Source organism: Pseudomonas sp. BYT-1, assembly GCF_023611805.1.
Taxonomy (GTDB): Bacteria; Pseudomonadota; Gammaproteobacteria; order Pseudomonadales; family Pseudomonadaceae; genus Aquipseudomonas; species Aquipseudomonas guariconensis.
The window spans coordinates 903,606-927,128 of the sequence record NZ_CP072559.1 but is presented as its reverse complement, the minus strand read 5'-3'; the positions used below and the strand labels follow the sequence as shown (position 1 = coordinate 927,128).

At 63.5% G+C, this 23,523-nt stretch carries 20 protein-coding genes, 1 pseudogene and 1 riboswitch; of the genes and pseudogenes, 7 read left to right on the top strand and 14 right to left on the bottom strand.

The genetic code is table 11. From position 1 onward, the window contains the following. Positions 1 to 171: 171 nt before the first annotated feature. Both J5X93_RS04205 and J5X93_RS04200 read right to left on the bottom strand, forming a co-directional pair. On the bottom strand, positions 172 to 654 hold the full coding sequence (locus J5X93_RS04205) for a glutathione peroxidase (protein ID WP_043213841.1): 483 nt from the start codon (positions 652 to 654) through the stop codon (positions 172 to 174). 147 nt (positions 655 to 801) lie between these two features. Then, complete coding sequence (locus tag J5X93_RS04200) at positions 802 to 1,287, bottom strand: FKBP-type peptidyl-prolyl cis-trans isomerase (RefSeq protein WP_070576981.1); 486 nt, start codon at positions 1,285 to 1,287, stop codon at positions 802 to 804. Here J5X93_RS04200 and J5X93_RS04195 point away from each other — a divergent pair. Beyond that, complete coding sequence (locus tag J5X93_RS04195) at positions 1,286 to 1,588, top strand: DUF3565 domain-containing protein (protein ID WP_043213835.1); 303 nt, start codon at positions 1,286 to 1,288, stop codon at positions 1,586 to 1,588. The genes J5X93_RS04200 and J5X93_RS04195 overlap by 2 nt on opposite strands. A 31-nt stretch (positions 1,589 to 1,619) precedes the next feature. Then, positions 1,620 to 3,710 (top strand): phosphate acetyltransferase, encoded by a 2,091-nt coding sequence (pta, locus tag J5X93_RS04190; RefSeq protein WP_043213833.1) that lies wholly within the window; start codon positions 1,620 to 1,622, stop codon positions 3,708 to 3,710. A 46-nt stretch (positions 3,711 to 3,756) separates the two neighbouring features. Here the strand turns inward: pta and J5X93_RS04185 are convergent, their stop codons facing one another. The 8 genes from J5X93_RS04185 to J5X93_RS04150 form a co-directional block, all read right to left on the bottom strand. Further along, positions 3,757 to 4,476, bottom strand: coding sequence for a YiaD family glycine zipper/OmpA-like lipoprotein (locus J5X93_RS04185; protein WP_250034467.1), 720 nt, complete (start codon positions 4,474 to 4,476; stop codon positions 3,757 to 3,759). Positions 4,477 to 4,571: 95 nt separating this feature from the next. After that, the gene (locus J5X93_RS04180; protein WP_043213829.1) at positions 4,572 to 5,216 is read right to left on the bottom strand and encodes an MBL fold metallo-hydrolase; all 645 of its coding nucleotides are present in this window, start codon (positions 5,214 to 5,216) and stop codon (positions 4,572 to 4,574) included. A 205-nt stretch (positions 5,217 to 5,421) separates the two neighbouring features. Beyond that, positions 5,422 to 6,114: a sensor histidine kinase gene (locus J5X93_RS04175; RefSeq protein WP_250034466.1), complete on the bottom strand. Its 693-nt coding sequence runs from the start codon at positions 6,112 to 6,114 to the stop codon at positions 5,422 to 5,424. After that, positions 6,111 to 7,718: a tetratricopeptide repeat-containing response regulator gene (locus J5X93_RS04170; RefSeq protein WP_043213825.1), complete on the bottom strand. Its 1,608-nt coding sequence runs from the start codon at positions 7,716 to 7,718 to the stop codon at positions 6,111 to 6,113. The genes J5X93_RS04175 and J5X93_RS04170 overlap by 4 nt, the downstream gene beginning before the upstream one ends. Positions 7,719 to 7,867: 149 nt before the next feature. Then, entirely contained in the window at positions 7,868 to 10,582 is a 2,715-nt protein-coding gene (locus J5X93_RS04165) for a winged helix-turn-helix domain-containing protein (RefSeq protein ID WP_102081217.1), read from the bottom strand. Between the two features lie 232 nt (positions 10,583 to 10,814). Continuing rightward, positions 10,815 to 12,179, bottom strand: coding sequence for a DUF1329 domain-containing protein (locus tag J5X93_RS04160; RefSeq protein ID WP_043213821.1), 1,365 nt, complete (start codon positions 12,177 to 12,179; stop codon positions 10,815 to 10,817). 24 nt (positions 12,180 to 12,203) lie between these two features. After that, the gene (locus tag J5X93_RS04155; protein WP_250034464.1) at positions 12,204 to 14,066 is read right to left on the bottom strand and encodes a DUF1302 domain-containing protein; all 1,863 of its coding nucleotides are present in this window, start codon (positions 14,064 to 14,066) and stop codon (positions 12,204 to 12,206) included. 311 nt (positions 14,067 to 14,377) lie between these two features. Beyond that, positions 14,378 to 16,060, bottom strand: coding sequence for a fatty acid--CoA ligase (locus tag J5X93_RS04150; RefSeq protein WP_043213818.1), 1,683 nt, complete (start codon positions 16,058 to 16,060; stop codon positions 14,378 to 14,380). Positions 16,061 to 16,286: 226 nt separating this feature from the next. Here J5X93_RS04150 and J5X93_RS04145 point away from each other — a divergent pair, with 226 nt between their 5' ends. The 3 genes from J5X93_RS04145 (at position 16,287) to J5X93_RS04135 (ending at position 19,136) form a co-directional block, all read left to right on the top strand. After that, positions 16,287 to 17,252: a 2-hydroxyacid dehydrogenase gene (locus J5X93_RS04145; RefSeq protein ID WP_090345226.1), complete on the top strand. Its 966-nt coding sequence runs from the start codon at positions 16,287 to 16,289 to the stop codon at positions 17,250 to 17,252. A gap of 50 nt (positions 17,253 to 17,302) precedes the next feature. Beyond that, positions 17,303 to 18,301 (top strand): methyltransferase, encoded by a 999-nt coding sequence (locus J5X93_RS04140; protein WP_043213815.1) that lies wholly within the window; start codon positions 17,303 to 17,305, stop codon positions 18,299 to 18,301. A gap of 39 nt (positions 18,302 to 18,340) precedes the next feature. Beyond that, a riboswitch (yybP-ykoY riboswitch) is annotated at positions 18,341 to 18,461 on the top strand. A 90-nt stretch (positions 18,462 to 18,551) separates the two neighbouring features. Then, positions 18,552 to 19,136, top strand: a complete 585-nt coding sequence (locus J5X93_RS04135) for a TMEM165/GDT1 family protein (protein ID WP_177343710.1) — start codon at positions 18,552 to 18,554, stop codon at positions 19,134 to 19,136. A 78-nt stretch (positions 19,137 to 19,214) separates the two neighbouring features. Here the strand turns inward: J5X93_RS04135 and J5X93_RS04130 are convergent, their stop codons facing one another. Next, on the bottom strand, positions 19,215 to 20,030 hold the full coding sequence (locus J5X93_RS04130) for a M48 family metallopeptidase (protein WP_043213812.1): 816 nt from the start codon (positions 20,028 to 20,030) through the stop codon (positions 19,215 to 19,217). Positions 20,031 to 20,118: 88 nt separating this feature from the next. Here J5X93_RS04130 and J5X93_RS28450 point away from each other — a divergent pair. Both J5X93_RS28450 and J5X93_RS28445 read left to right on the top strand, forming a co-directional pair. Beyond that, positions 20,119 to 21,465: pseudogene (locus J5X93_RS28450) on the top strand (methyl-accepting chemotaxis protein); the annotation flags it as partial. Between the two features lie 12 nt (positions 21,466 to 21,477). Further along, the gene (locus tag J5X93_RS28445; protein WP_502942737.1) at positions 21,478 to 22,320 is read left to right on the top strand and encodes a methyl-accepting chemotaxis protein; all 843 of its coding nucleotides are present in this window, start codon (positions 21,478 to 21,480) and stop codon (positions 22,318 to 22,320) included. 33 nt (positions 22,321 to 22,353) lie between these two features. Here J5X93_RS28445 and J5X93_RS04120 read toward each other — a convergent pair whose 3' ends face one another. From J5X93_RS04120 to J5X93_RS04110, 3 genes are read right to left on the bottom strand one after another with little or no spacing between them, the layout of a single operon-like run. After that, a complete protein-coding gene (locus tag J5X93_RS04120; protein WP_250034461.1) occupies positions 22,354 to 22,974 on the bottom strand; it encodes an SOS response-associated peptidase in 621 nt (206 codons plus the stop codon). Positions 22,975 to 22,986: 12 nt separating this feature from the next. Beyond that, positions 22,987 to 23,247, bottom strand: a complete 261-nt coding sequence (locus J5X93_RS04115; RefSeq protein WP_090345222.1) for a putative signal transducing protein — start codon at positions 23,245 to 23,247, stop codon at positions 22,987 to 22,989. Then, positions 23,247 to 23,432 (bottom strand): CPXCG motif-containing cysteine-rich protein, encoded by a 186-nt coding sequence (locus J5X93_RS04110; RefSeq protein ID WP_043213807.1) that lies wholly within the window; start codon positions 23,430 to 23,432, stop codon positions 23,247 to 23,249. The genes J5X93_RS04115 and J5X93_RS04110 overlap by 1 nt, the downstream gene beginning before the upstream one ends. Positions 23,433 to 23,523: the final 91 nt, after the last annotated feature.

Below are 23,523 nucleotides of genomic sequence, written 5' to 3'. Positions count from 1 at the left end.
GTCGGACTCAAAACGGTGGTCCATTCGCGAGTAAACCCGCTCTCACAGGCCTGCGCCGGCCTTCAGGCTGGCAGAGCCCCTGGGGGAGCGGGTTTACCCGCGAATGGACTGCGCAGTAGGGCCGCCGTTGTTTGGCGACTCGCAGGACTGAAGCCCCGTATCAAATAGGACTCAGGCCAGCGCCTTCTCGATCGCCTGGACCACCGTCGGGTCATCCGGTGTGGTACGCGGTGCGAAACGAGCCAGGACCCGGCCATCCTTGCCGACCAGGAATTTTTCGAAGTTCCAGGTGATATCCCCGGGGAATTCAGCCCCCTCACCCGCCAGCAGGCGGTACAGCGAATGACGCTGCGGCCCGTTGACTTCGAGCTTGGCCCCCAACGGGAAGCTCACGCCGTAGTTGAGGCTGCAGAACGCCTGGATTTCCTCCTCGCTGCCCGGCTCTTGCCCGGCGAACTGGTTGCAAGGCAAACCGAGGACGTTGAAGCCTTTGTCCTTGTAATCCTGGTACAGGTTCTCCAGGGCTTTGTATTGCGGTGTCAAACCACACTTGGAGGCGACATTGACCACCAACACCACCTGGCCCTTGAACGGTGCAAGGGGCAGATCCTCGCCGTTCAGCGCCTTCAACGTCAGGTCGTGAAATGCACTCATGATGACTCCCCTCTCAGGTTCCCGGTTGTCGCAGGGGCGAAAGGCGCCCACTAAAAAGGCGCGCGGCCAAACCGTCCACACCTTCCCCAAGGAAGGCAAGTCGGCTTGCCCGAGCGCCTGGCGACTCTCTGAGCTTAGCGCAGAAAATCAGTGGTGATGGCCACCTTCACCGTGGATGTGGCGGTGAGCGATTTCTTCGTCGCTGGCGTCACGCACATTGACCACCTTGACCTTGAAGTTCAGGCGCTGGCCGGCCAGCGGGTGGTTGCCATCGACAGTGATGTCGTCGCCGTCGATGTCGCGGATGGTGACGATCTGCATCTGGCCGTCCGGTGCCGAAGCGTGGAACTGCATGCCCACTTCCAGTTGATCGACGCCTTCGAACAGGCTGCGGTTGAGGGTGCTGACCAGTTCGGCCAGGTACTCGCCGTAGGCCTCTTCAGGCTCGACGCTGACGTTCAGTTCGTCGCCGGCCTGCTTGCCTTCCAGGGCTTTTTCCAGGCCTGGAATGATGTTGGAGGCACCGTGCAGGTACACCAGCGGAGCACCGCCGGCGGAACTGTCGATGACCTCCCCGGCGTCGTTGGTCAGGGTATAGTCGATGGAGACAGCCTTGTTGGCGGCAATCAGCATGGGGCAAGACCTTTTGCAAAAGAATGTAGAGCGAATAAGTGTAACCAAGGCATCGCCCGATTGCGAACGCCCCTCGGACATTGAGCGCCCCGTCAGTCGGGTGACTGGGTTTCACCAGGACGAAGACGGCCACTGGGTGGTTGAGCTTTCCTGTGGCCATACCCAGCACCTGCGCCACCAACCGCCCTGGCAGGCCAGGCCCTGGGTGCTCGATGCCCAAGAGCGCGAACGGCGCATCGGCCAGGTATTTGCCTGCGGCTGGTGCGCCCAGGGTACCGATAGCGATACCCTTGGCCGTTGATCCCTTGCACCGCTTATTTCGAGAAGCACGCATGCAGACATTTTTCATCGCGCCGACAGATTTTGGTGTCGGCCTGACATCCATCAGCCTCGGCCTGGTCCGCACCCTCGAGCGCGGCGGCCTGAAGGTCGGCTTCTTCAAGCCGATCGCCCAGCACCACCCTGGCGACACAGGCCCGGAGCGCTCCAGCGAACTGGTCGCCCGCACCCACGGCATCCGCCCGCCCACACCCCTGAGCCTGGCCCAGGTCGAGCGCATGCTCGGCGATGGCCAGTTGGACGAGTTGCTCGAGGAAATCATCCGCCTGTACCAGCAGGCGTGCATCGGCAACGACGTGGTGGTGGTCGAGGGCATGGTGCCCACCCGCCATGCCAGCTACGCGGCCCGGGTCAACCTGCACCTGGCCAAGAGCCTGGACGCCGAGGTGATCCTGGTGTCGGCACCGGAAAACGAAGTACTCAGCGAGCTGTCCGGCCGTGTCGAACTGCAGGCCCAGCTGTTCGGTGGTCCGCGCGATCCGAAGGTGCTCGGCGTGGTCCTGAACAAGGTTCGCACCGAAGAGAGCATGGCCGACTTCGCCACCCGCCTGCGCGAACACTCGCCCCTGCTGCGCGGCGATGACTTCCGCCTGCTCGGCTGCATCCCCTACCAGGCCGAGCTCAATGCCCCACGGACCCGGGATGTGGCCGAGCTGCTAGGCGCCCAAGTGCTCAATGCCGGCGACTACGAGCAGCGGCGCATGAACACCATCATCATCTGCGCCCGCACCGTGGCCAACACCGTGCCGCTGCTCAAGCCGGGCACGTTGGTGGTGACGCCGGGTGACCGCGACGACATCATCCTCGCGGTGAGCCTGGCGGCGATCAATGGGGTCCCGCTGGCGGGCCTGCTGCTGACCAGCGACAGCAAGCCGGATCCTCGCATCCTGGAACTGTGCCGCGGCGCCCTGCAGGCCGGCCTGCCGATCCTGTCGGTGAGCACCGGTTCCTACGACACCGCCAATCGCCTCAACTCACTCAACCGCGAAATCCCAGTCGATGATCGCGAACGCGCCGAGTTCATCACCGACTTCGTCGCCAGCCACCTGGATGCCGCCTGGCTGCATCAGCGTTGTGGCACACCACGCGAGTTGCGCCTGTCACCGGCGGTGTTCCGCTACCAGTTGATCCAGCGCGCCCAGCAGGCCAACAAGCGCATCGTCCTGCCCGAAGGCGCCGAGCCGCTGCTGGTGCAGGCCGCCGCCATCTGCCAGGCGCGGGGCATCGCCCGTTGCGTGCTGCTGGCCAAGCCCGAGGACGTCCAGGCGGTCGCCCGCGCCCAGGGCATCACCCTGCCACCGGATCTCGAGGTGCTCGATCCGGAGTTGATCCGCGGCCGCTACGTCCAGCCCATGGTCGAGCTGCGCAAGAGCCGGAATCTCAACGCTCCCATGGCCGAACAGCAACTGGAAGATCCAGTGGTGATCGGCACCATGATGCTGGCGCTCGACGAGGTCGACGGGCTGGTGTCAGGGCTGGTCCATTCGACTGCCAATACCATCCGCCCTGCCCTGCAATTGATCAAGACCGCACCCGGCAGCAGCCTGGTGTCGTCGGTGTTCTTCATGCTCTTCCCCGAGCAGGTGCTGGTCTACGGCGACTGCGTGATGAACCCGCACCCCAGCGCTGCGGAACTGGCCGAGATTGCCAGGCAGAGTGCCGAATCGGCCCAGGCCTTCGGCATTGCCCCACGCGTGGCGATGCTCAGCTACTCCAGCGATTCGGCCGCCAGCGACGAGGAAGTGGAAAAGGTACGTGAGGCCACCCGCCTGGCGCAGCAGGCCGAGCACGATCTGGTGATCGACGGCCCGTTGCAGTACGACGCCGCCGCCAACCCCGAAATCGCTCGTCAGCTGGCTCCGGCAAGCCCTGTGGCCGGGCGGGCGACAGTATTCGTCTTCCCGGACCTGAACACCGGCAACACCACGCACAAGGCCGTGCAACGCAGCGCCGACTGCGTCAGCCTCGGCCCGATGCTTCAAGGGTTGCGCAAGCCGGTGAACGACCTGCCACGCGGGGCTCAGGTAGACGATATCGTCCACACCATCGCCTTGACCGCGATTCAGGCCAGTACCGTGCGCTGAAATGAACAGGGGCCGCTATGCGGCCCCTGTCATGTGGGTCTGACGCTTACGGGTACTGCTGGACAGTGCCCTGCTGATCGTACTGCTGACCCGGAATCGGCTTGAGGTTGACCTCTACACGACGGTTCTGCGCACGGCCATTGGCGTCGGCGTTGCTGGCGATCGGCTGGTCCGGGCCCATGCCGCGCACGCTGACGCGGGACGGGTCGACGCCCTGGGAAGTCAGATAGCTGCTGACGGCCTGGGCGCGACGCTGGGACAGGTCCATGTTGTGCTGGCGGCTGCCGGTGCTGTCGGTGAAGCCGACCACCTCGATGGTGTTCTGGTTGAACTGCTTGAACGAGTTGGCCAGGTTGTTCAGCGGCGAGTAGAAGCTTGGGGAGATGTTCGCCGAATCGGTGGCGAAGGTGATGTTGCCCGGCATGATCAGCTTGATCTGGTCGCCTTGGCGCTGCACTTCGACACCGGTATTGGCCATCTTGGCGCGCAGCTCGGCTTCCTGTTTGTCGGCATAGTAACCATAGCCAGCAGCGGCGGCGCCCACTGCGGCGGCGCCGATCAGCGCGCCCTTGCCACGGTTGTTGTGATCGATGGCAGCGCCGGCGATGGCACCGGCCAGCGCGCCCAGGCCACCATACTTGGCGGTCTTGCTCATCCCGGTGGAGCCCTGCGTCTGGCCCTGGCTGTCATAGGGGTTCTGGCCGGCACAGCCGGTCATCAGGGCAGCAGCGGTAGCGACGATAATCAGACGACGCATGGTGAACATGGACAAGCTCCTACAGAAATTCGAAAGTGCAAAAGGTCGTGGATGGCCCTATGCCAGCCTTGGACCGAAGCGAGGCGGAATAATTCCGTGAAACCTCACGCCCGCACGAAAGGATTTTCGCGCATTTCGTCGCCAAGACGAGTATCCGGGCCATGGCCGGTCACCACCACCGCTTCCTCGTCCAGGCGATAGAGCCGCTCCTTGATGGAACGGACGATCGCCCGCTGATCCCCACCCCACAAATCGGTGCGACCGATTCCCCGGCGGAACAACGTATCACCTGCGATCAGCAGCTTGGCATCGGCGAACCAGAAGCTCATCGAGCCCGGTGTGTGTCCCGGCGTATGCAAAGCCACACCGCAGCCACAGGCCAGTTCCTCGTCGTCTCCCAACCAGCGGTCCGGTGGCGGCACCGGCGTGTAGGGCACGCCGAACATCTGGCATTGCATCTGAAGGTTGTCCCACAAAGGCTGGTCGTCCTTGTGCAGATGCAAGGTCGCGCCAGTCAGCTCCTTGAGTTTGCCCGAGGCGAGGAAGTGATCGAAGTGGGCATGGGTGTGGATGATGCTCACCAAAGTCAGGCCATGGGCCTGCAGGCGGGCGAGAATCTTTTCCGGATCGCCCCCCGGGTCGACCACGATTGCCTTCTTGCTGATCGGATCGCCGATCAGAGTGCAGTTGCACTGCAGCGGGCCGACGGGGAAGGTTTCCCGAATGAGGCTGGGAGATTGGGGATTCATGTGCGTTTGGTCCTGCTTGCGTTCAGGCAGAAACCATACAAGAAAAACCCCAGGCTCCCCATACCAATAACAGAGAACTGAAGAGCAACTGTCTCGCTTCGTGGCGCCTTCTTCGCGGGTAAACCCGCTATCTGGCCCGCGTTGCCCCTTGCGGGGGTGGGTTTACCCGCGAACGAGGCTTATACAAAACGTGTTCGACACAGCATCAAGGCAAATACAACCGGAACAAACCGCCCCCCAGCACCCCGCCGTTGCTGATCTCGATCCGCCCGCGCACGCCATTGCGCTCGTGCAGGGCGGCGATGCGGGCGGCGAAATACAGACCAAGGCCTGTGCTGCCGGTGCTCGAGTCGATGCCTTGGACGTAGTCCTGCTGGCGTTCGAGCATGCGCTGTGGATAACCGGGGCCATCGTCGTTGACGCTGATCATCAGTTGCTCTCCCACGTCTTCGATGCTGATCTGCAAGGCGTGACCGGCATGGCGAATGGCGTTGGTGAGGACGTTGCCCACCACCGAAGCGACCAGCTCGCGGTCAAAGAAACCCAGCGGGCTTTCGGTCTCCAGGCGCCAGGTGGCGAGAATGTCGCGATGCTCCAGCACCTCCTGCTGGGCGGCGAGCTGGGCTTCGATGAAGTCGTCCAGTTCGTGGTAGTCCGGGCAGATCGGCAACTGGTTGATATCCAGCTTGTACAGGCCCAGCAACTGCACCAGCATGCCGTTGAGGTGGCGAAACTCGTGCTCCATCACGCCTTGCTCGCTGCCGCCGTGCAGCACTTCGGGCAGCCGCGCCAGCCATTGGTCGTGGGCCTGGATCAGCGCCGACAGCGAGTTTTTCATGTCATGCACGGTAGACGCGATCACCGTTGAGAAATCCAGCCCCTGCTCGTCTCGATTCATGCGCCGAATACCCGGATATGCAGTTTGCGGTAGCGATCGTAGCGGTTGTCACTGGCCGGAATGCCGGCGACGCTCTGCAGGCAGTTGCGGCACTCCTGCATCAGTGCAGGCGCCGGGTTTTCGCCACCGATACGCAGCAGCGCCTGGGCGGTATTCAGTGCAATGCTGATGTTCTTGGGCTGCAACGCCAGCGCCCGGCGGAACATCTCCAGCGCCTCGTTGAGCTGGCCGCCCTGGTAGCTGCGCACGCCTTGGCGGTTGAGGTCCACCGCCTCGGTGACAGCACCGAGCACGCTAGGGTCGTCGGTGAGCTTGGCCACGCTCTGCATGACCTTGGGGTCGTCGCCGTAGGTTTCCACACAGCCCTTGAGGATGCTGGTGCCGGCCGAAGCCTGGCCGAGTTGCTGCAACTGCTTGGCCACGGTCAGGGCCGCTTCGACCGAGAAGAACTGGTCCATCTTCTCCAGGCGCTGCATGGCCTGCTCGGTGAGTTTGCCCGCCGTTTCCTCGTCACCGGCCTGTTGCAGACTGGCGGCTTTCATCAGTCGGGCACGCACCTGCAGGCCCTGGTCCTCGACGTTTTCCTTGGCCACTTCGCTGAGCACCGTGTTGATCTCGACGCGAGTGCGGGCATCCAGGCCATTGCCGGCGTTCTTGCTCATCAGCGCCTGGACCAGGCCCAAGTTACTCTCCGGGCTTTTATAACGAGAACTCTGGCCTTGGTTGACGGCGTGACGATAGGCCTTGGAAGCGCTCTCGAAGTCTTCGTTGTCCAGCGCCAGCTTACCCAGCGCCGCCTGCCGGCGTACCGCCAGGGGCGACAGGCGCACGGCTTCTTCGAGCATGTGCTGGGCCCGCTTGGTCTCGCCCTGGGCGACCAGCACTTCAGCCATGCCATCGTACAACCCCGGCATGATCGGGAACGCCTTGAGCGCCTGCTCATAGACACCCTGGGCCTGGGCATGCTGGCCACGCTTGTGCAGCAGGCTGCCAAGGGACGCATAGACCCACGGCTGGGGGCGACTGGCAAGGATGCTGGTGAGGAATTTTTCCAGCTCTTCGAAGCGGTTCAGGTCGCGCAGCGCATCAGCGCGATAGCGCAGGCACAGCGGGGCGAAGCGTGGGTCCTTCTTGCACAGCTCGGCGCAGGCCGCCAGCACTTCGGCAGGGCGTGCACGGTCCAGGGCCTGGAGAATCGGCTTGAGCAGGGTCTTGCGCTGAACGAGTTTTTCCAAGCGCTGGGCCAGGCCCACCCGGTTGAACGGTTTGGTCAGATAGGCATCGGGCTCATGTTCGAGTGCGCTCAGGACGATGGACTGGCTGCTCTCGGCGGTGACCATGATGAACACGCATTCATGGCTGATCAGCTTGTCCAGCAGCAGGTCTTCGAGCACCTGCTGACCGTTTTTCTTGCCGTCGCCCAGGTGGAAATCCTGGAGGACGAAGTCGTAGCGCTTCTGCGCGCACATGCGCAAGGCTTGCTCGCCGCTGTCGGCGGTATCCACATCGCGCACCCCCAGCTCACGGAGCATGGAGCGGGTCGAGGTGCGAAAGTCGGTGAAGTCGTCGACGATCAGGAAGCTTTTTTGCCCGTACTGCAGCATCAACACGACCCTGTATTGGCAAGAGTTGGAGAATGGTCCGTGGCGATGCGTACCGCCGAACAGGCTATCGGCAGCGAGTCAGGAAAGATGAGCCCGCGATGGCCGCCCAGAAATAATGGCCATGAGCCATTATCCGACCCGATCCACGATCAGGCAAGCAGCCCCAGGCTCTTGGCCTTGGCCACGGCCTGTGTGCGACGCTCAACGCCAAGCTTGGCGTTGATGTGACTGGCGTGGGTCTTGACGGTATGCAGGGAGATGAACAGCCGCTCGCTGATCTGTTGGTTCGAGCAGCCTTGGGCGATCAACTCGAGCACCGCCAACTCGCGTCCGCTGAGCGCCTCGATGTTTTCCGCGACCGCTGCGGGGCGCGGCAGGCGGGCGAGCAATTCGGCCTGGACTTGACAGGCCGGGCGTGTGGCCAGTTGCTCACGCAGCCAGTGGGGCTGCTGCTCGAGCAGTCGCTGGAACGGTTGCAACACGCCGCCCCGGGCGGCCTCGAGGGCTTGAGGCAACAAGGCCGCCGCCTCCTGCTCCTGCCCCTCGGCCAGTAACAGCGACATCCATTGGCACAGGGCGTTGACGACCAGCATCATGCCGCCACTGGCCTGACCACGCTCCACCAGTGCACGCAGACGCTCCGCCGCCTCCTGAGGCCGCGCCAGCACGGGCTCGAGCAGCGACTGCTGCAACTCGATGTGCAGCGCCAGCAACGGGTGGAATTCCGGCGCCGCCGCCGGTCGTTCGCCGCCGTAGGTCTGGCCCAGGCGCAACAGCCAGGAGCCGGCCAGGTCGGTACGCCCCTGGGCCAGCCACAGCTCGCACTTCACCAAAGTGATCATGGCCAGGTAGAAGATCGGCGGCACATCCCAGATGTGCATCAACCGCTCGGCCTCGGCCAGTTCGGCGAAGGCCTCGGCGAACCGGCCCTCCCGACCGTCGAGCGAGGCGATCACACAATGGCCGATCAGCACGCTGATATCGCGGCAAGCCCGCGCCTCGCTGAGCCCGGCACGAAGCCGCGCGCGGCCTTGGGCGGGCTGCAGGCGCGAGACCAGCAGATACCCCTCATACAAGGTCAGCCGGGCGCGTACGGCATACAGGCGTTGCGCCGACAACCCTTGCAGACGCTGCAGGCCTTGATGCACTTCATCCAGGGCACGCAGCACCTCACCGCGGGCGTGCAGCACGCGCGCCCGATCGTAATGGGCCAGGGCCTCGAACAACGGATTGCCGACGCGCTGCGCCAACTCCAAGGCTTCTCGGTTCCAGCCTCGGGCCCGCCAGAAATCGCCATCGGCGATCGCCAGGTTGGATAGCGTCGATAGGCACACCAGACGCTGGCCATAGCGTTTGTAAGGCAGGCTGCGCAGTGCCTCGCCACAGTAGGCCAGGGTGCGCTGACGGTCCCCACGCCCCCGGGCGATCACCCCGCTCAATGCCAGCCACTGGGCGAGCATGGATTTCTGCGCAGTGGCCGAAGGGGCCGGCAGGAAACGGCTCAAGTGCGCCGCCAGCTCTTCGGCCGCATCAAGCTGGCACGCTAGGCCCAAGGCCCAGCTATACAGCACGATCAGACGCGGGGTGCTGATCAGCAGGCTATCGGGCAGGTCCATCTTCCAGCGCAGCAGCATGCCGACGTTCTGCTCGGCCAGCAGTTGCTCTTCAGACAGGCTCTGCACCAGGTCGGCGGCTACGTCCAGATGCCCCGCGCGCAAGGCCTGTTCCACGGCCTCGTCGAGCAAGCCTTGGGCCTGGAACCAGCGGCACGCCCGCAGGTGCAGGGCGCCTAACGGCTGGCTGGATTGACGGCTGCGCAACAGATCGGAGAACAGATGGTGATAACGGAACCAGCGGCCATGTTCGTCCAACGGCACCAGAAACACCTGGTGGGCCTGCAGGTATTTCAGGATGCCGGCGCTGTCCTCGCGTTCGCGCAATGCATCGCACAGCTCAGCGCAGAAGCGCTCCTGGCAGGCGGTGTCATAGAGAAACGCCTGCACATGGGCCGGCAGGATCTCGATGACCTCTTCGAGCAAGTAGTCGCGAATCAGCCCTTCGCCGCCGTGCAAGGCCTGGGGCAAGGCGTTGTCCTCGCCGGACTCGCTGGCCGCCAGTTGCCAGAAACGCAGCCCGGCAACCCAACCGTCGCTGCGCTGGATCAAGTTGTCCAGCGCCTGCCCGCGCAGCCCTGTGGGTTGGCGGCCGATCACTGCCAAGGCTTCGTCGGGCGTCAGGCGCAGGTCCTGCTCATTGAGCTCGACCAATTGGCGCGACAGCCGCAACCGCGCCAGGTGCCAGTCAGGTCGCTGGCGGCTGGTGACCAGCAAGACCAGGCCGGTGGGCAAATGGTTGAGGAAGAACTGCAGACAACGGTCCAGCACGGGCCCCTGGGCCAGGTGATAGTCGTCCAGCACCAACAGCAACGGAGAGTCCGCCTGCAGGTAGAGCGCGAGCTCGTCGAGCAGGCCATCGAGCCACTGTTCGAAGGCGAACGGTTGGTGGCGCTGACGCATTTTCAGCAGCCCCATGGCCTGGCCCCCCAGGGCCGGACAGAACTGCTGGAGGCCTTCGAGCAGGCGTTCAAGGAAGCGGCCGGGGTCAGCATCGCGCTGGCTGAGGCCAAGCCACAGGCTGCGCCACTGAACAGGTAAGGCCTGACAGAACTCGATAGCCAGGGAGCTTTTGCCGAAGCCCGCCGGTGCGTTGACCAGCAACAGACGCCCGTCGAGGCCCAACTGCAGGCGCTGGCACAGCCGCGACCTGGGCACATGGCCATCAGGCAGGGGCGGCCGGAAGAAACGCCCGTCCAACAGGCCGAAGGCCTGACTGGCAAATCCATGCATACGGGACAGGTCTGTCATGGCCGGCTCGTTCTGGGTGGAGGACTACGGCGGGTATGGATTGTTGCGAGACTAGCCGGTAACGCCGCTCATTTGAAGATGATGGCTGCGGTTGGCAAGAAAAAGACTACAACAAAAAGAAACAAGGCCGATGGCGGGAATGAGCAGGCATTGGATGCGTGAATGGCAGGCAGGGTGTGTAAACCTCTGGGGCTGCTTTGGCAGCCCCAGTGGCTTCAGGCGAAATCAGACCTCAACGCACGCCGTCCTGGCGCAGCGCCGCCGGTTGGAAGTCGCTCTTGCTGGCACTGAAACCGAAGTCGTAGGCGCGTTTTTCCTCGTTCTTCATGCCCAGCGCCAGGTAACGGCCCGATTGCAGGTCGTAGATGGTCTCCAGGGTGTACCACGGCACTTGCACGTTGTAGTAGTCCTGGGCATGAGCCTCCGACACACGCCACAGCTGGCCACGGCCGTCGTACTGGTCGATCACCGCGGCCTGCCAGGTGTCCTCGTCGATGTAGAAGTCACGCTTGGCGTAGATGTGCCGCTGGCCAGGCTTCAAGGTCGCGACCACATGCCACACACGGCGCAGCTCGTAGCGGGCCAGGTCCTGGTTGATGTGCCCCGGCTTGAGGATGTCGGCGTACTTGAGGGTGGGCGAGTCGAGCTTGTAGCTGTTGGAGGCGATGTACAGCTCCTTCTTGCCTTCGAGCTTCCAGTCGTAGCGGTCCGGTGCACCGTTGTACATGTCCAGGTTATCGGAGGTGCGCAGCCCGTCCGCGGCGGTGCCCGGCCCATCGTAGGACACCTGTGGAGCCTGGCGCACACGACGCTGGCCAGCGTTGTAGATCCAGGCCTTGCGCGGCTCCTTGACCTGGTCGAGGGTCTCGTGAACCAGCAGCACGGTGCCCGCCAGACGCGCCGGGGCGGTGACCTTCTGCTTGAAGTAGAACAGGATGTTGCCTGGGTTGTTCGGGTCGTAGTCCTTCATGCGGTCACGGAAGACGAACTGGTCCTGGAAGTACACCAGGCTGTAGGAGCCGTTCTGCTGGGGCGTGGCCTGGGTGACCAGGCGGGTCACGCTACCGCCACGGTAGCGAGTGATGTGGTTCCAGATCACCTCCAGACCGCTTTTGGGGATCGGGAACGGAATGGCGGTGCGGAAGTTGTTCAGGCCGTTGCCGCCTTCGACCAGCGTGGTTTTGGTGGCGTTTTCCTTGATGGCGGCGAACACTTCATCGGGCACGGTCGCGCCGCGGTGGGTCTTGTACACCGGGATCTTGTACGTGTCCGGGTAGCGCTTGAACATCGCCACCTGGCCCGGTGACAGCTTGTCCTTGTACTGGTCGACGTTTTGCGCGGTGATGGTGTAGAGCGGCTTGTCGCTGGCATAGGGGTCGGACAAAAAGCCCTTGGCGTCAGCGCTGCCTGCAGTCTTGGACAGCGGCTCCCACGGGCCGATGGAGCCATCGGCGTTTCCGGCCTTCTCTGCCCCCATTGGGGTCAGGCTGGCGCCCAGCTTGGCAGCCTCGTCGGCGGACACCGCGGCCATTACGCTGGTGGCCAGCAGGGACAGCCCCAGTACACCGGCTTTGAGCAGACTTCTGGTCTTGTTCATTGTTGTCGTCCTGGATCAGTGTGCTTAGAAGTTCACGCCAAAGCTCAGCGCCACGAAGTCGCGATCGTCCACGGTGCTGTACTTGCCATCGAAGAAGTTGGTGTACGAAAGGCTCGCCGTGTAGGTGTTCTGGTATTCGGCGTCCAGGCCCAGGCTGATGGCCTTGCGGCCTTCCTCGAAGTTGGCGCCAGGGCCTGGCGAATAACCCGAGACGTCATGGGACCAGGCCACGTTCGGCCGCAGGTTCACCCCGGCGAAGACATCGTTGTAGTCCCAGATGGCGCGGGCGCGGTAACCCCAGGAGGTCGTGGTGGTAAAGCCATCGTTCTCGCAGTTGCGGCTGATGTTGGCGGTGGAGCTGTTCAGGCCAGAGCCCCCGATGGTGCTGCCGTTGAGCGCTTCGCAGGTACCGTTGGGCAGATTGCCTGGGCCAAAGACCGGGTCGCGACCGTACCGCGCTTTGCTCGAGCTCTCGAGCCCGCCTACGTGGGTGACGCCCACTTCTCCCACCACGGTGAGGCGGCTGGCACCCATGACCTGATCGAAGAAGTGGGTCAAGGTGGTCTGGAACTGGGTGATTTCCTTTCGGGTGTACCCGTGCAGGTCCTCGCCCGGCACGCCGTTGAGCACCGAGGCATCGGCGTAAGGGCCGCCCAGCGGACGCACGGCCGAGAAGAGGATGTCGGTGGTGTTCAACTGCACCGGAGCGTTGGGGCGGTAGCTCAGCTCGCCACTCCAAGCAGTGCCGGTGGGCAGCGTGGTGGAGAAGCTCAGGCCATACAGTCGGATATCCTCAGGGTATTCGACGAAGTATTTCGAGTTACCCGCGACGATGATCGGCGCCAGTCGACCGAAGTTGCCCGCTGCGGCATAGACCGACGCAGGTGCGCCAGTTGCGCTGAAGATCGGCGCACGGCTGTGGTAGTTCATGAAATACGCGCCGAACTCGGTATCCAGCGGCTCGAACATGTAGCGCATGGCCACGCCGAACTGGCCACTGTCGCGTGCATCGCGGTCCGGCCCACGGGCGACCTTCACGCCCTCCTGGTTGATATCCACCCCTTGGCTGGCCAGAAGGCCCAGCACCGGAGCCGGCAGGGAGCGGCTGCTGTTGAGCACGCGCAGGTTGTCGCTACAGCCATCGGCGATGATGTCGGCCTGGGAGAAGAAGGTGCCGCAGTTGTCGACGACCGTCTGGTCCCATTCGATCTGGTAGAAGGCCTCGGCCGACAGGTTGTCGGTCAGGCTTTGGGAGATATAGAACATGTTGACCGGGATCAGGCCTTCCTTGATCTCGGCGCCAGGGCGGCGGAAGGCAGACACGTCGATCGGGTTGATCGCGTTGATGCCGCCACCGATGAAGGTGCTCTCACCCCAGCTGACCACCTGCTTGCCCAGGCGTACGGAGCCTGGCAGATCGCCGATGGAGTAGTTGTGGTAGACGAAGGCGTCGAGCAGCTCGGCGCCCGAGGACTTGGCGCCTTCCTTGCGATTGGAGTCGCTGATGTCCTTGAACTGGCGGTGCTCGTCCTTGAGTTCGAAGTCATACCAATACTTGCCCCGGACGAACACGCCGGTGTCGCCGTACTTCAATTCCAGGTCATGGATGCCCTTGAAAATCTTCGAAAAGGTCTCGCCCTTCTTGAAGTTCAGGTGGCCATCATCGGAGGTCTGGGACAAGCCCTTTCCACCGTTGTTGACCCCGATCAGGTTCTGGTTCGGATTGGCCGTTGACCAGCTGGCCCCGATGGAGAGCGACGAATCGAACTGGCCTTCGATTTCCCCGATGTTGAAGCTGACACCGAATGCGGGACTTGCGAGCGTGGAAGCGAGGCTGACGGCCAAGGGCAGCTTCGCCCGGCGCCAGAACAGGTTTGCAGATGTCATCGACGCTACTCCATGTACTTTATTGTTATGGCAGTGAGTCCTTTCAGAAACGGCCCGTGCGACCGGTGTGCAGGCTTGCGCCCGCGGCGCTGCGACTTGCGCGCAGTGCCTTGCCCCATTCCTGAAAATCACCTGGCCCCGACTATAGCCAGCAGGTCCGGGTGCTTGATCCCTCTAAAGTGTGATTTGTGTTTCCTGGGCCGACGATGGCTTTCAGGACGCGCGCAAGCATGGCGCAATTTCAGCGTTTTACAAGCGCCAGCCGCTCTGGCCTGCGGGTCGCGCGCAGACGAGCGCGACCCGCAGGGAGGTTACAAGGTCGACAGAAACGCGCTGTTACTGGCCTGCCACTGGACGATGTCCTGGCGGATACGCTTCTTGTCGAGCTTGCCGACACTGGTCTTGGGAACTTCAGTAACAATCGCGATCTGGCTAGGGATCGCCCACTTGTTGATGTGCCCCTGCTCGACGAACGGCTTGAGGTGATCCTTGAGCGCCCGGGCATCGATGGCCTGCCCTTCGCGGACCACCAGCAAGGCGAATGGCCGCTCGCCCCATTGCGGGTCGGCCACACCGACCACCGCCACTTCGCGCACCGCCGGGTGGCGACTGATCAGGTCCTCGAGGTCGAGGGAGGAGATCCACTCGCCACCGGTCTTGATCACGTCCTTGATGCGGTCACGGATGTCGATGTAGCCCATGCCGTCGAGGGTGGCGACATCGCCGGTATGCAGCCAGCCGCCCGCCCACAGCTCCTCGCTCTTTTCGGATTCCTTGAAGTACCCCTGGGTCAGCCAGGGTGCGCGCAAGACCAGTTCGCCCTGGGTCTCGCCATCGGCTGGGAGGAAGTTGCCGTTACCATCGACGATCGCCGCCTCCACCAACGGTACCGGCACACCCGCCTTGATGCGGTAGGAAATACGCTCGTCCTCGCTGCCGGCCTGCAATTCGTCGTTGAGGTGGGCGCAGGAAATCAGCGGACAGGTTTCCGACATTCCGTAGGCTGCGGTCAGCTGGATGCCCCGCGCCAGGGCCGCCTCATAGAGCGCCCTATTGAGCGCGCTGCCGCCGATGATGATCTTCCAGCCGCCAAAATCCTCGCCTTGGGCAGACGGGCAATTGAGCAGCATTTGCAGGATGGTCGGCACGCAATGGGAGAAGGTGACCTTTTCCTCGCGCCACAGCTTCACCAGCATTTCCGGCTCGTAGCGCCCCGGATAGACCTGCTTCATGCCGAGCATGGTGGCCGCATAGGGAATGCCCCAGGCATGCACGTGGAACATCGGGGTGATAGGCATGTACACATCGTTGCTGCCCAGCAGGCGCACGCTGTCGATACTACCGGTGACCGACGCCTCGGCCAGGGTGTGCAGCACCAACTGGCGATGCGTGAAATACACCCCCTTGGGGTTGCCGGTGGTGCCAGTGGTGTAGAAGGTGGTGGCCACCGAGTTTTCGTCGAAATCGGGAAAGTCATAGTGTGGACTGGCCGCGGCGAGCAGTTGCTCGTACTCGCCGACCAGACTGGGCAGATCGGCCTGTTTGTCTGGCCCATCGGTCAGCAGGATGGTTTTATCCACCGTGGTCAACTGGCCGGCGATGGCTTGGTAAAGACCGGCGAAGTCGCTGTTGACCAGCACCACGCGATCCTCGGCGTGGTTCATGGTGTAGAGAATCTGCTCCGGCGACAGGCGCACGTTGATCGTGTGCACCACCGCGCCAATCATCGGGATGGCGAACATGCACTCCAGGTATCGATGGCTGTCCCAATCCATCACCGCCACGGTATCACCGGCCTTGACCCCAGCCTCGGTCAACACGTTGGCCAGACGCGCGATGCGCTCGACCAGTTGCGGATAGGTCAGGCGCAACTGGTCGCGGTAGACGATCTCTCGGGTCTTTTCGTAGCGGCTGCCCGACATCAGCAGACGCTTGATCAACAGCGGGAAGGTATAGGCGCCCTCGGCGGGCTTGATGATACGCGTCTGCAACATAGGGATCCCTTATCTGCAATGCTGGCCGGAGAAGTCTGATGTCTACTCTAGAACGGTGACACTTTGGTCAAATCAGCCGAAGGAATGATTCGAAGGGATAAAGGTATGAGTGGCCTCGCCCCACACGCTTGACACTTTGCCAACCCGCCTTCAGCTTGATCGGCTGCGCTGTCGCGCAACGGCTGACCTGATCTGTCACCGCCCGAACCCCAGCCCGGAGCCCCTCATGCCTAGCCCGCGTCGCGCCGTCTTCCTCGATCACCAGTCCCTTGACCTGGGCGACCTCGATCTCGCGCCCTTGCAACGCCCCTTCGACAGCCTGCAGCTGTTCGCCTCTACCCAGCCGGAACAGGTCGCCGAGCGCCTGCAAGGTGCCACAGCGGTGATCAGCAACAAAGTAATGATCGACGCCGCGGCCATGGCGGCCAATCCACAGCTCAAGCTGATTCTGGTTGCCGCCACCGGCACCAACAATGTCGACTTGGCCGCCGCCCGTGCCCAGGGCATCACCGTGTGCAACTGCCAGGGTTATGGCACCCCATCGGTCGCCCAGCACACTCTGGCCTTGTTGCTGGCCTTGGCCACGCGCCTGTGCGACTACCACCAGGCGGTCAGCGAGGGCCGCTGGGCCACGGCCAGCCAGTTTTGCCTGCTGGACTTCCCGATCGTCGAACTGGAAGGCAAGACCCTCGGCCTGCTAGGTCACGGCGAGCTCGGCGGCGCGGTGGCGCGGCTGGCCGAGGCGTTCGGCATGCGCGTGCTCAGCGGGCAGATCCCCGGTCGCCCAGCCCGCGCTGAACGTTTGCCACTGGACGAACTGCTGCCTCAGGTCGATGCGCTGACCCTGCACTGCCCGCTCAACGAGCACACCCGCCACATGATCGGCGCGCGCGAACTGGCTCAGCTCAAACCCGGCGCCCTGGTGGTCAATACCGCTCGAGGCGGCCTCATCGATGAACAGGCGCTGGCCGACGCCCTGCGCAGCGGCCACCTCGGCGGCGCAGCCACTGACGTGCTGAGCGTCGAACCCCCGGTCGATGGCAACCCCTTGCTGGCCCCGGACATTCCGCGTCTGATCGTCACCCCGCACAGCGCCTGGGGCGCGGTGGAGTCGCGCCAGCGCATCGTCGGCCAGTTGAGCGAGAACGCCCAGGCCTTCTTCGCCGGCCAGCCACGGCGAGTGGTCAGCTGAATCGGCAAGGGGCTCTGGTACACTGCGCGCTTTTTCAGGAGACGTCGTCCATGGACCCGCGCAGTGAAGTGTTGCTTCGCCAGGCCGAACTGTTCCAAGGCCCGCTGTTGCTCGCCGGGCTGCCCGCCGACGACCTGCTCGGCCAACTGCCGCAGGCTAGCGGCTGGTCCTGGCACGCCGGGGACCAGGCCCTGCTCGACAGCCGTTTCAGCGACCGCAGCCACTATGGCGTGCACGTGCCCGAAGTGGCCTTCGAGGCCGCCGTACTGTTTCTGCCCAAGTCGCGGGAGCTTGCTGCCTATCTGCTCAATGCCCTGGCGTCCCGCCTGGCAGGCCGTGAGTTGTATCTGGTAGGCGAGAAGCGCGGGGGCATCGAGGGCGCTGCCAAGCAGCTGCAAGCTTTCGGCAAGCCGCGCAAGCTCGACAGCGCGCGTCACTGCCAGCTGTGGCAAGTGACGGTGGACCATGCTCCGCAGGCCAAACCCCTGGAGAGCCTGGCCGAACGTTTCGAGCTGCCCCTGGAAGACGGCCCGCTGCAGGTCGTGAGCCTGCCCGGCGTGTTCAGCCATGGCCGTCTGGATCGCGGCACTGCCCTGCTGCTCCAACACCTGGACAACCTGCCGGCCGGTCACGTGCTGGACTTCGGCTGCGGTGCCGGCGTACTGGGCGCGACCATCAAACGCCGTTATCCACAGAGCCGCGTCACCCTGCTCGATGTGGATGCCTTCGCCGTGGCGAGCAGTCGGCTGACCTTGGCGGCCAATGGTCTGGAAGGCGACGTGATCAGTGGCGACGGCATCGATGCCGCGCCTACCGGGCTGAATGTGATCCTGAGCAACCCGCCCTTTCATACCGGTGTGCATACCAACTACCAGGCATCGGAGAACCTGCTGAAAAAGTCAGGTCTTCATCTGCAAAAAGGTGGGGAAATGCGTCTGGTCGCCAATAGCTTCCTGCGCTATCAACCGCTGATCGAAGGCGCCCTGGGCAATTGCCGGGTCTGCGCCGAGGCGGACGGCTTTCGTATCTACCAGGCCACACGCGGCTGAAAACAGGGCTTGCCGAAACGCATTCACCTAGGCAGAATCCGCACCGTCCTAGGGGAGTAGTCTCCCGCGAGCGCCCTGCTCGCCCGGCACGCGTCAACACACTTGGCCCACAGGCCATGGCGCGTGCGACCCGCGGTCTGCGCAGACAGATCCAGGGTTTGACAAGACCTATGACACGCACACCTTACCCGGGGCGGGGAGGTCGTACGTGTCATAGCCGTGTCGACCCGCCCCCGTAGGAAACCTGATGCTGGAATCCCTGCTCGTCCCCACCGCAATCGTCGCCCTCGCTGAAATCGGCGACAAGACGCAATTGCTCGCCCTCATTCTCGCCGCGCGTTTTCGCAAGCCTTGGCCGATCATCGCCGGCATCATCGCAGCCACCCTCGCCAACCATGCCGCCGCCGGTGCCGTGGGCGCCTGGGTCAGCAGTTTCTTCAGCGAGACGGTATTGCACTGGATCCTCGCCGCGAGCTTCGCTGCAACAGCCCTGTGGACCTTGGTTCCAGACAAGATGGACGATGACGAAAACAGCGCCGCACGCCGCTTCGGCCCCTTCGTCACCACGCTGATCGCATTTTTCCTGGCTGAAATCGGCGACAAGACCCAGGTCGCCACGGTCATGCTGGCGGCCCAGTATCCTCACCTGATCATGGTCATCCTCGGGACCACCCTGGGCATGCTGATCGCCAACGTGCCGGTTGTGCTGGCGGGCAACTTCGCCGCCGAGAAGCTGCCACTGACACTGATTCGACGCCTGGCAGCGGCTGCATTCTTCGTACTGGCCATCGTCGCCGTGTACTCGGCCATGAAAGCCAGCGGCTGGGTGGGCTAAAGACTGAAGCTGCAAGCTGCAAGCTGCAAGAGAAGCGAGTCACGCCGTCCTAACAGCTTGAAGCCTGAAGCTTGCAGCTTACTTCTTGGCAGCCTGGTAGAGCGGCATCACCTTCGGAATCGCCGCCTGCAGCGAGGCAATACGGCTGCTTGAGGCCGGGTGGGTGCTCATGAACTCAGGCGGCGCGCCTTCGGAGGCCTTGCTCATCTTGTTCCATAAGGTGATCGCGGCATTCGGGTCGTAACCGGCACGCGCCGCCAGCTCCAGGCCGATCAGGTCGGCCTCGTTCTCGTTGGCGCGGCTGTTGGGCAGGGTCATGGCGTAGTTCACCACGGTGTCCGCCAGGGCCATGCCGCCCTGACCCAGGCCGAACAGAGCACCGGCGCCTTGGCGCGCCATTTCCACCCCATAGGCCTTGGACATGGCTTCGCGGCCATGCTCGCGCAGGGCATGGGCGATTTCATGACCCAGTACAGCAGCAATCTCAGCGTCGGTGAGCTGCAGCTTGTCCATCAGGCCGGTATAAAAAATGATCTTTCCGCCCGGGCCACAGTTGGCGTTGAGCTCGTCGCTGTCGATCAGGTTGACCTCCCAGTTCCACTGCGCGGCGTCCGGCCGGAACTTGGGCGCCTGGGCGATCAGGCGGCTGGCGATGGCCTGGATACGCTTGGCCTTGGCGCTGCTCTTGTCCAGCTCACCCTTGCTCGAGGCCTCGCTGAGCGTCTGTTGATACGACTGGGCATACATCTGGTTGACCTGGTCGGTCGAGAGCATGCTGAACATGTACTGCTGGCGATCGACGCCCACGGCACCACCGCTGGTGGTATTCACTGCCTGGCAACCAGACAGCAGGATACTGGCGCCGATCAGGCTGGCAACGAATGAACTACGCATGAAAGCACTCCGTTTTTACATGCCGCGTATCCTAGGCCGAGTCGCCTGGCCTCGCCAGAGCCGCAGGTAAGATTTCTCATCACCCCTCATGCTTTCGCCAGGCCCCGCCGATAACCCGGGAAACAATCATTCTCGAACGCGGTGCCCCATGAAGTTCAAGTCGATTCAGTTTTCCGTGGCTGCCCTGGCGGGCGCCATCGTTTTGAGCATTGTCGCGGCCCTGGTGCTGTACGCCGTGTACTCCGGCGAACGCACTCAGTCGCTGGTGCAGGAACGCACCCGTCAACAGTTTGAAAACGTGATCGAGCAACGCCTGGGGGCCCTGGCCCGTACGCAAGTCAGCGAGATCCAGCGCGGGCTGGAAGCGCCGCTGCTGATTGCCCGCAGCCTGGCCACCAGCAATGCCATGATCGGCATGCAAGGCACCGACGGCCAACCGCTGATGCGCGTCGACCGCCAATCCCTGGTCAACCAACTCAAGCGCACCGTCGAGGTCAACCCGACCGTGCTCGGCGCCTACCTGGGTTGGGAGCCCAATGCCCTGGACCATGACGATGCCCGCTATGTCGGCAGCAACATGGTTGGCGTCGATAGCGCCACGGGACGTTTCCTGCCGTGGTGGTTCCGTAATGGTGACGGCAGCCTCGGCCAGGACAAGCTGATCGATGTGAACGACCATACCGTGCTGGCCACAGGCGTACGCGCCAGTGAGTACTACCTGTGCCCGAAAGAGTCGAAGAAGCCCTGTGTGATCGATCCGGCGCCCTACAAGGTGGGCGACAAGACCGTCATGCTCGCCTCGTTCGTCGCACCGATCATGATCGATGGCCAGTTCCAGGGCATGGCCGGTGCCGACCTGTCGGTAGACTTCATCCAGGACTTGCTCAACAACGCCGACCGTCAGCTATACGACGGCGCCGGCGAACTGGCCCTGGTCTCGAGCAACGGCCGCCTGGTGGCCTATACCCGTGACCCGTCGAAGTTCGGCGAAAAAGCCAGTGATGTGCTGGATGCCGAGGAGTCGGGCACGCTTACGTCCCTGACTGGCGAAAACCTCCACTATGAGCTCGACGAAACCAAGGACCGCATCGAACTCTACTTGCCCTTCCGCGTCGCCAGCACCGACGCCCGCTGGACGCTGCTGCTCGAACTGCCGCTGAGCACAGTGATGGCCGACGTCAACCAACTGCAGAAAGACCTCGCCGCACAACGGCGCACCGACATCACCGGCATGACCCTGATGGGTCTGGGTATCGCCGCCATCGGCTTGTTGGTGATCTGGCTGCTGGCCCACGGTATCGCCCGCCCCCTGCGTCAGATGGTGGCCATGCTCGACGACATCGCCCAGGGCGAAGGCGACCTTACCCGCCGCCTGCACAGCGACCGTGCCGACGAACTGGGCGCGATCGCCAAGGGCTTCAACACCTTCCTGGCCAAGTTGCAGGCGATGATCACCCAGGTGGTGGGCTCGGTGCAGAAAGTCAGCGACTCCTCGGAGCACACTGCCGATATCGCCATTCGCACCAACCAAGGCGTGCACAAGCAGATGGCCGAGATCGATCAGGTGGCCACTGCCGTGCAGGAAATGACTGCCACTGCCCAGGACGTGGCGCGCAATGCGACCCACGCCGCCCAGGCCGCGAACAACGCCGACCAGGCGGCCAACCAGGGCTTGCAGATCGTGCGCGACACCTCCCATTCGATCAGCGTGCTGGCCACTGAGATAGGCCGTGCGGTGGAGGTGGTCCAGACCCTGGCCCGCGACAGCGAGAACATCAACGCGATCCTCGTGGCGATCCGCGCCATCGCCGAGCAGACCAACCTGCTGGCACTCAACGCCGCCATCGAAGCGGCCCGCGCGGGCGAGCAAGGCCGGGGCTTTGCCGTGGTCGCCGACGAGGTCCGCAACCTGGCGCAGAAGACCCAGCAGGCCACCGAAGAAATCCAGCAGATGATCCAACAGCAGCAGCAAGGCACCCGCGAAGTGGTCAAGGTCATGGAAGACAGCCAGGGCAAGACCGACGACAGCGTGCAACAGGCCACCCGTGCCGCCGAAGCGCTGGAGAGCATCACTCAGGCCGTGTCGGTGATCAACGACATGAACACCCAGATCGCCAGCGCGGCCGAGCAGCAGAGCGCCGTGGCCGAAGACATCAACCGCAACGTCATCAACATTGGCCAGGTGGCCGGTGAAGTGGCCGGCGGTGCCGACGAGTCGAGCCAGGCCAGCGCCGAACTGACCAAGCTGGCCGAACAGCAGCGGCGCTTGATCAACCAGTTCCGCGTTTGAGGAACAAGGGGCTGCCTTGCAGCCCCGTGAGGTTCACGCCGGGGTCAGGCACTCCGGCGCATCGAGCTTCGGATCATTGACGAAATGCGCCAGCGCCCGCTCGCGCAACGCTGCTGGTGGGCTGGACAACAGCTCGTGCAGCCGCGCCAGCGGCGTTTCCGGGTCCAACCAGGCCGCCTGCCCCGCTTCATCGAGAATCAGCGGTCGACGTTGGTTCATCGCCGCCTGGGTCACTACCGCGCAACTCAGCCAGACCTCGTCCTGCACCGGATACGCCTCCCACACCGCCGCGAAGAACAGCGAGGCCCCCTCCCCCGGTGTCAGCCAGTACGGCCGCTTGCGCACCGTGCCACGCCACTCGTAGAAACCATTGGCCGGCATCAGACAGCGCCTCTGGCGGAAGGCCTCGCGGAACATCGGCTGCTCCGCCAAGGTTTCGGCACGCGCCTGGGCAGGTGTGCGGGATAAGTCGGTCAGCCAGGCCGGGGTCAGTCCCCAGCGGGCCCTGGCCAACTGGATCTGGCCGTCGAACTGACGTTGGATCAGCACCGAAGCGCCTGGGGCAATGTTCCATTGCGCCTGCTGGTCGGCGGGGTACCCGGGCAAGGCGGCAAAGGCCGGGGACCAGCGAAACAGGGCGTAGCGTCCACACATGGCGATAAAAACTCAGCAGATCAGGGTTCCGGGGAAACTCTCCGGTTCGTCGCCGGCAAGTGGCAGGGCCGCATTGTACGCATCGATCAACTGCCGTGCGTACCCAGCCTGCTCGTCCGGTACTACCAGACCGAGCAACCCTTGCATCGGCAACTCGCCGGCAGCGCCGACCAGATCACGCCCGGCCAGATGCACCTGGACACCCTCGCTGGCCAGCATGCCCACCAGCAACTGCGCCTCCATCAGGCTCTCCGGCTCGTAGATACGCATCATCAGGCATCATCCTCGCGTCTGACATCGAGCATCCATTCGTCACCATGCACCTGCAAGATGAACACCACTGGCTGGCAACACACCTGACAGTCCTCGGTGTACACCTGGTCGCCGCCGGAGATATCCACCGTGGTTTCCACGGTTTCACCACAATAGGGACAACGATAGAAGTCGGTTTCCAGCATCGCGGCCTCCGCGGTGACTTATGCGTATAATTGCCGGTCTGTTTACAGGGCCTGCGTGTGTCCGAGCCGTTTTTTCGGACCCCACCCCTAC

Excerpts from the sequence above, each read along its gene's own strand:
- J5X93_RS04205 (WP_043213841.1), bottom strand. The coding sequence starts at position 654 with ATGAGTGCATTTCACGACCTGACGTTGAAGGCGCTGAACGGCGAGGAT.
- J5X93_RS04195 (WP_043213835.1), top strand. The coding sequence starts at position 1,286 with ATGGGGCAAGACCTTTTGCAAAAGAATGTAGAGCGAATAAGTGTAACC.
- J5X93_RS04200 (WP_070576981.1), bottom strand. The coding sequence starts at position 1,287 with ATGCTGATTGCCGCCAACAAGGCTGTCTCCATCGACTATACCCTGACC.
- pta (WP_043213833.1), top strand. The coding sequence starts at position 1,620 with ATGCAGACATTTTTCATCGCGCCGACAGATTTTGGTGTCGGCCTGACA.
- J5X93_RS04185 (WP_250034467.1), bottom strand. The coding sequence starts at position 4,476 with ATGTTCACCATGCGTCGTCTGATTATCGTCGCTACCGCTGCTGCCCTG.
- J5X93_RS04180 (WP_043213829.1), bottom strand. The coding sequence starts at position 5,216 with ATGAATCCCCAATCTCCCAGCCTCATTCGGGAAACCTTCCCCGTCGGC.
- J5X93_RS04175 (WP_250034466.1), bottom strand. The coding sequence starts at position 6,114 with ATGAATCGAGACGAGCAGGGGCTGGATTTCTCAACGGTGATCGCGTCT.
- J5X93_RS04170 (WP_043213825.1), bottom strand. The coding sequence starts at position 7,718 with ATGCTGCAGTACGGGCAAAAAAGCTTCCTGATCGTCGACGACTTCACC.
- J5X93_RS04165 (WP_102081217.1), bottom strand. The coding sequence starts at position 10,582 with ATGACAGACCTGTCCCGTATGCATGGATTTGCCAGTCAGGCCTTCGGC.
- J5X93_RS04160 (WP_043213821.1), bottom strand. The coding sequence starts at position 12,179 with ATGAACAAGACCAGAAGTCTGCTCAAAGCCGGTGTACTGGGGCTGTCC.
- J5X93_RS04155 (WP_250034464.1), bottom strand. The coding sequence starts at position 14,066 with ATGACATCTGCAAACCTGTTCTGGCGCCGGGCGAAGCTGCCCTTGGCC.
- J5X93_RS04150 (WP_043213818.1), bottom strand. The coding sequence starts at position 16,060 with ATGTTGCAGACGCGTATCATCAAGCCCGCCGAGGGCGCCTATACCTTC.
- J5X93_RS04145 (WP_090345226.1), top strand. The coding sequence starts at position 16,287 with ATGCCTAGCCCGCGTCGCGCCGTCTTCCTCGATCACCAGTCCCTTGAC.
- J5X93_RS04140 (WP_043213815.1), top strand. The coding sequence starts at position 17,303 with ATGGACCCGCGCAGTGAAGTGTTGCTTCGCCAGGCCGAACTGTTCCAA.
- J5X93_RS04130 (WP_043213812.1), bottom strand. The coding sequence starts at position 20,030 with ATGCGTAGTTCATTCGTTGCCAGCCTGATCGGCGCCAGTATCCTGCTG.
- J5X93_RS28445 (WP_502942737.1), top strand. The coding sequence starts at position 21,478 with ATGATCACCCAGGTGGTGGGCTCGGTGCAGAAAGTCAGCGACTCCTCG.
- J5X93_RS04120 (WP_250034461.1), bottom strand. The coding sequence starts at position 22,974 with ATGTGTGGACGCTACGCCCTGTTTCGCTGGTCCCCGGCCTTTGCCGCC.
- J5X93_RS04115 (WP_090345222.1), bottom strand. The coding sequence starts at position 23,247 with ATGATGCGTATCTACGAGCCGGAGAGCCTGATGGAGGCGCAGTTGCTG.
- J5X93_RS04110 (WP_043213807.1), bottom strand. The coding sequence starts at position 23,432 with ATGCTGGAAACCGACTTCTATCGTTGTCCCTATTGTGGTGAAACCGTG.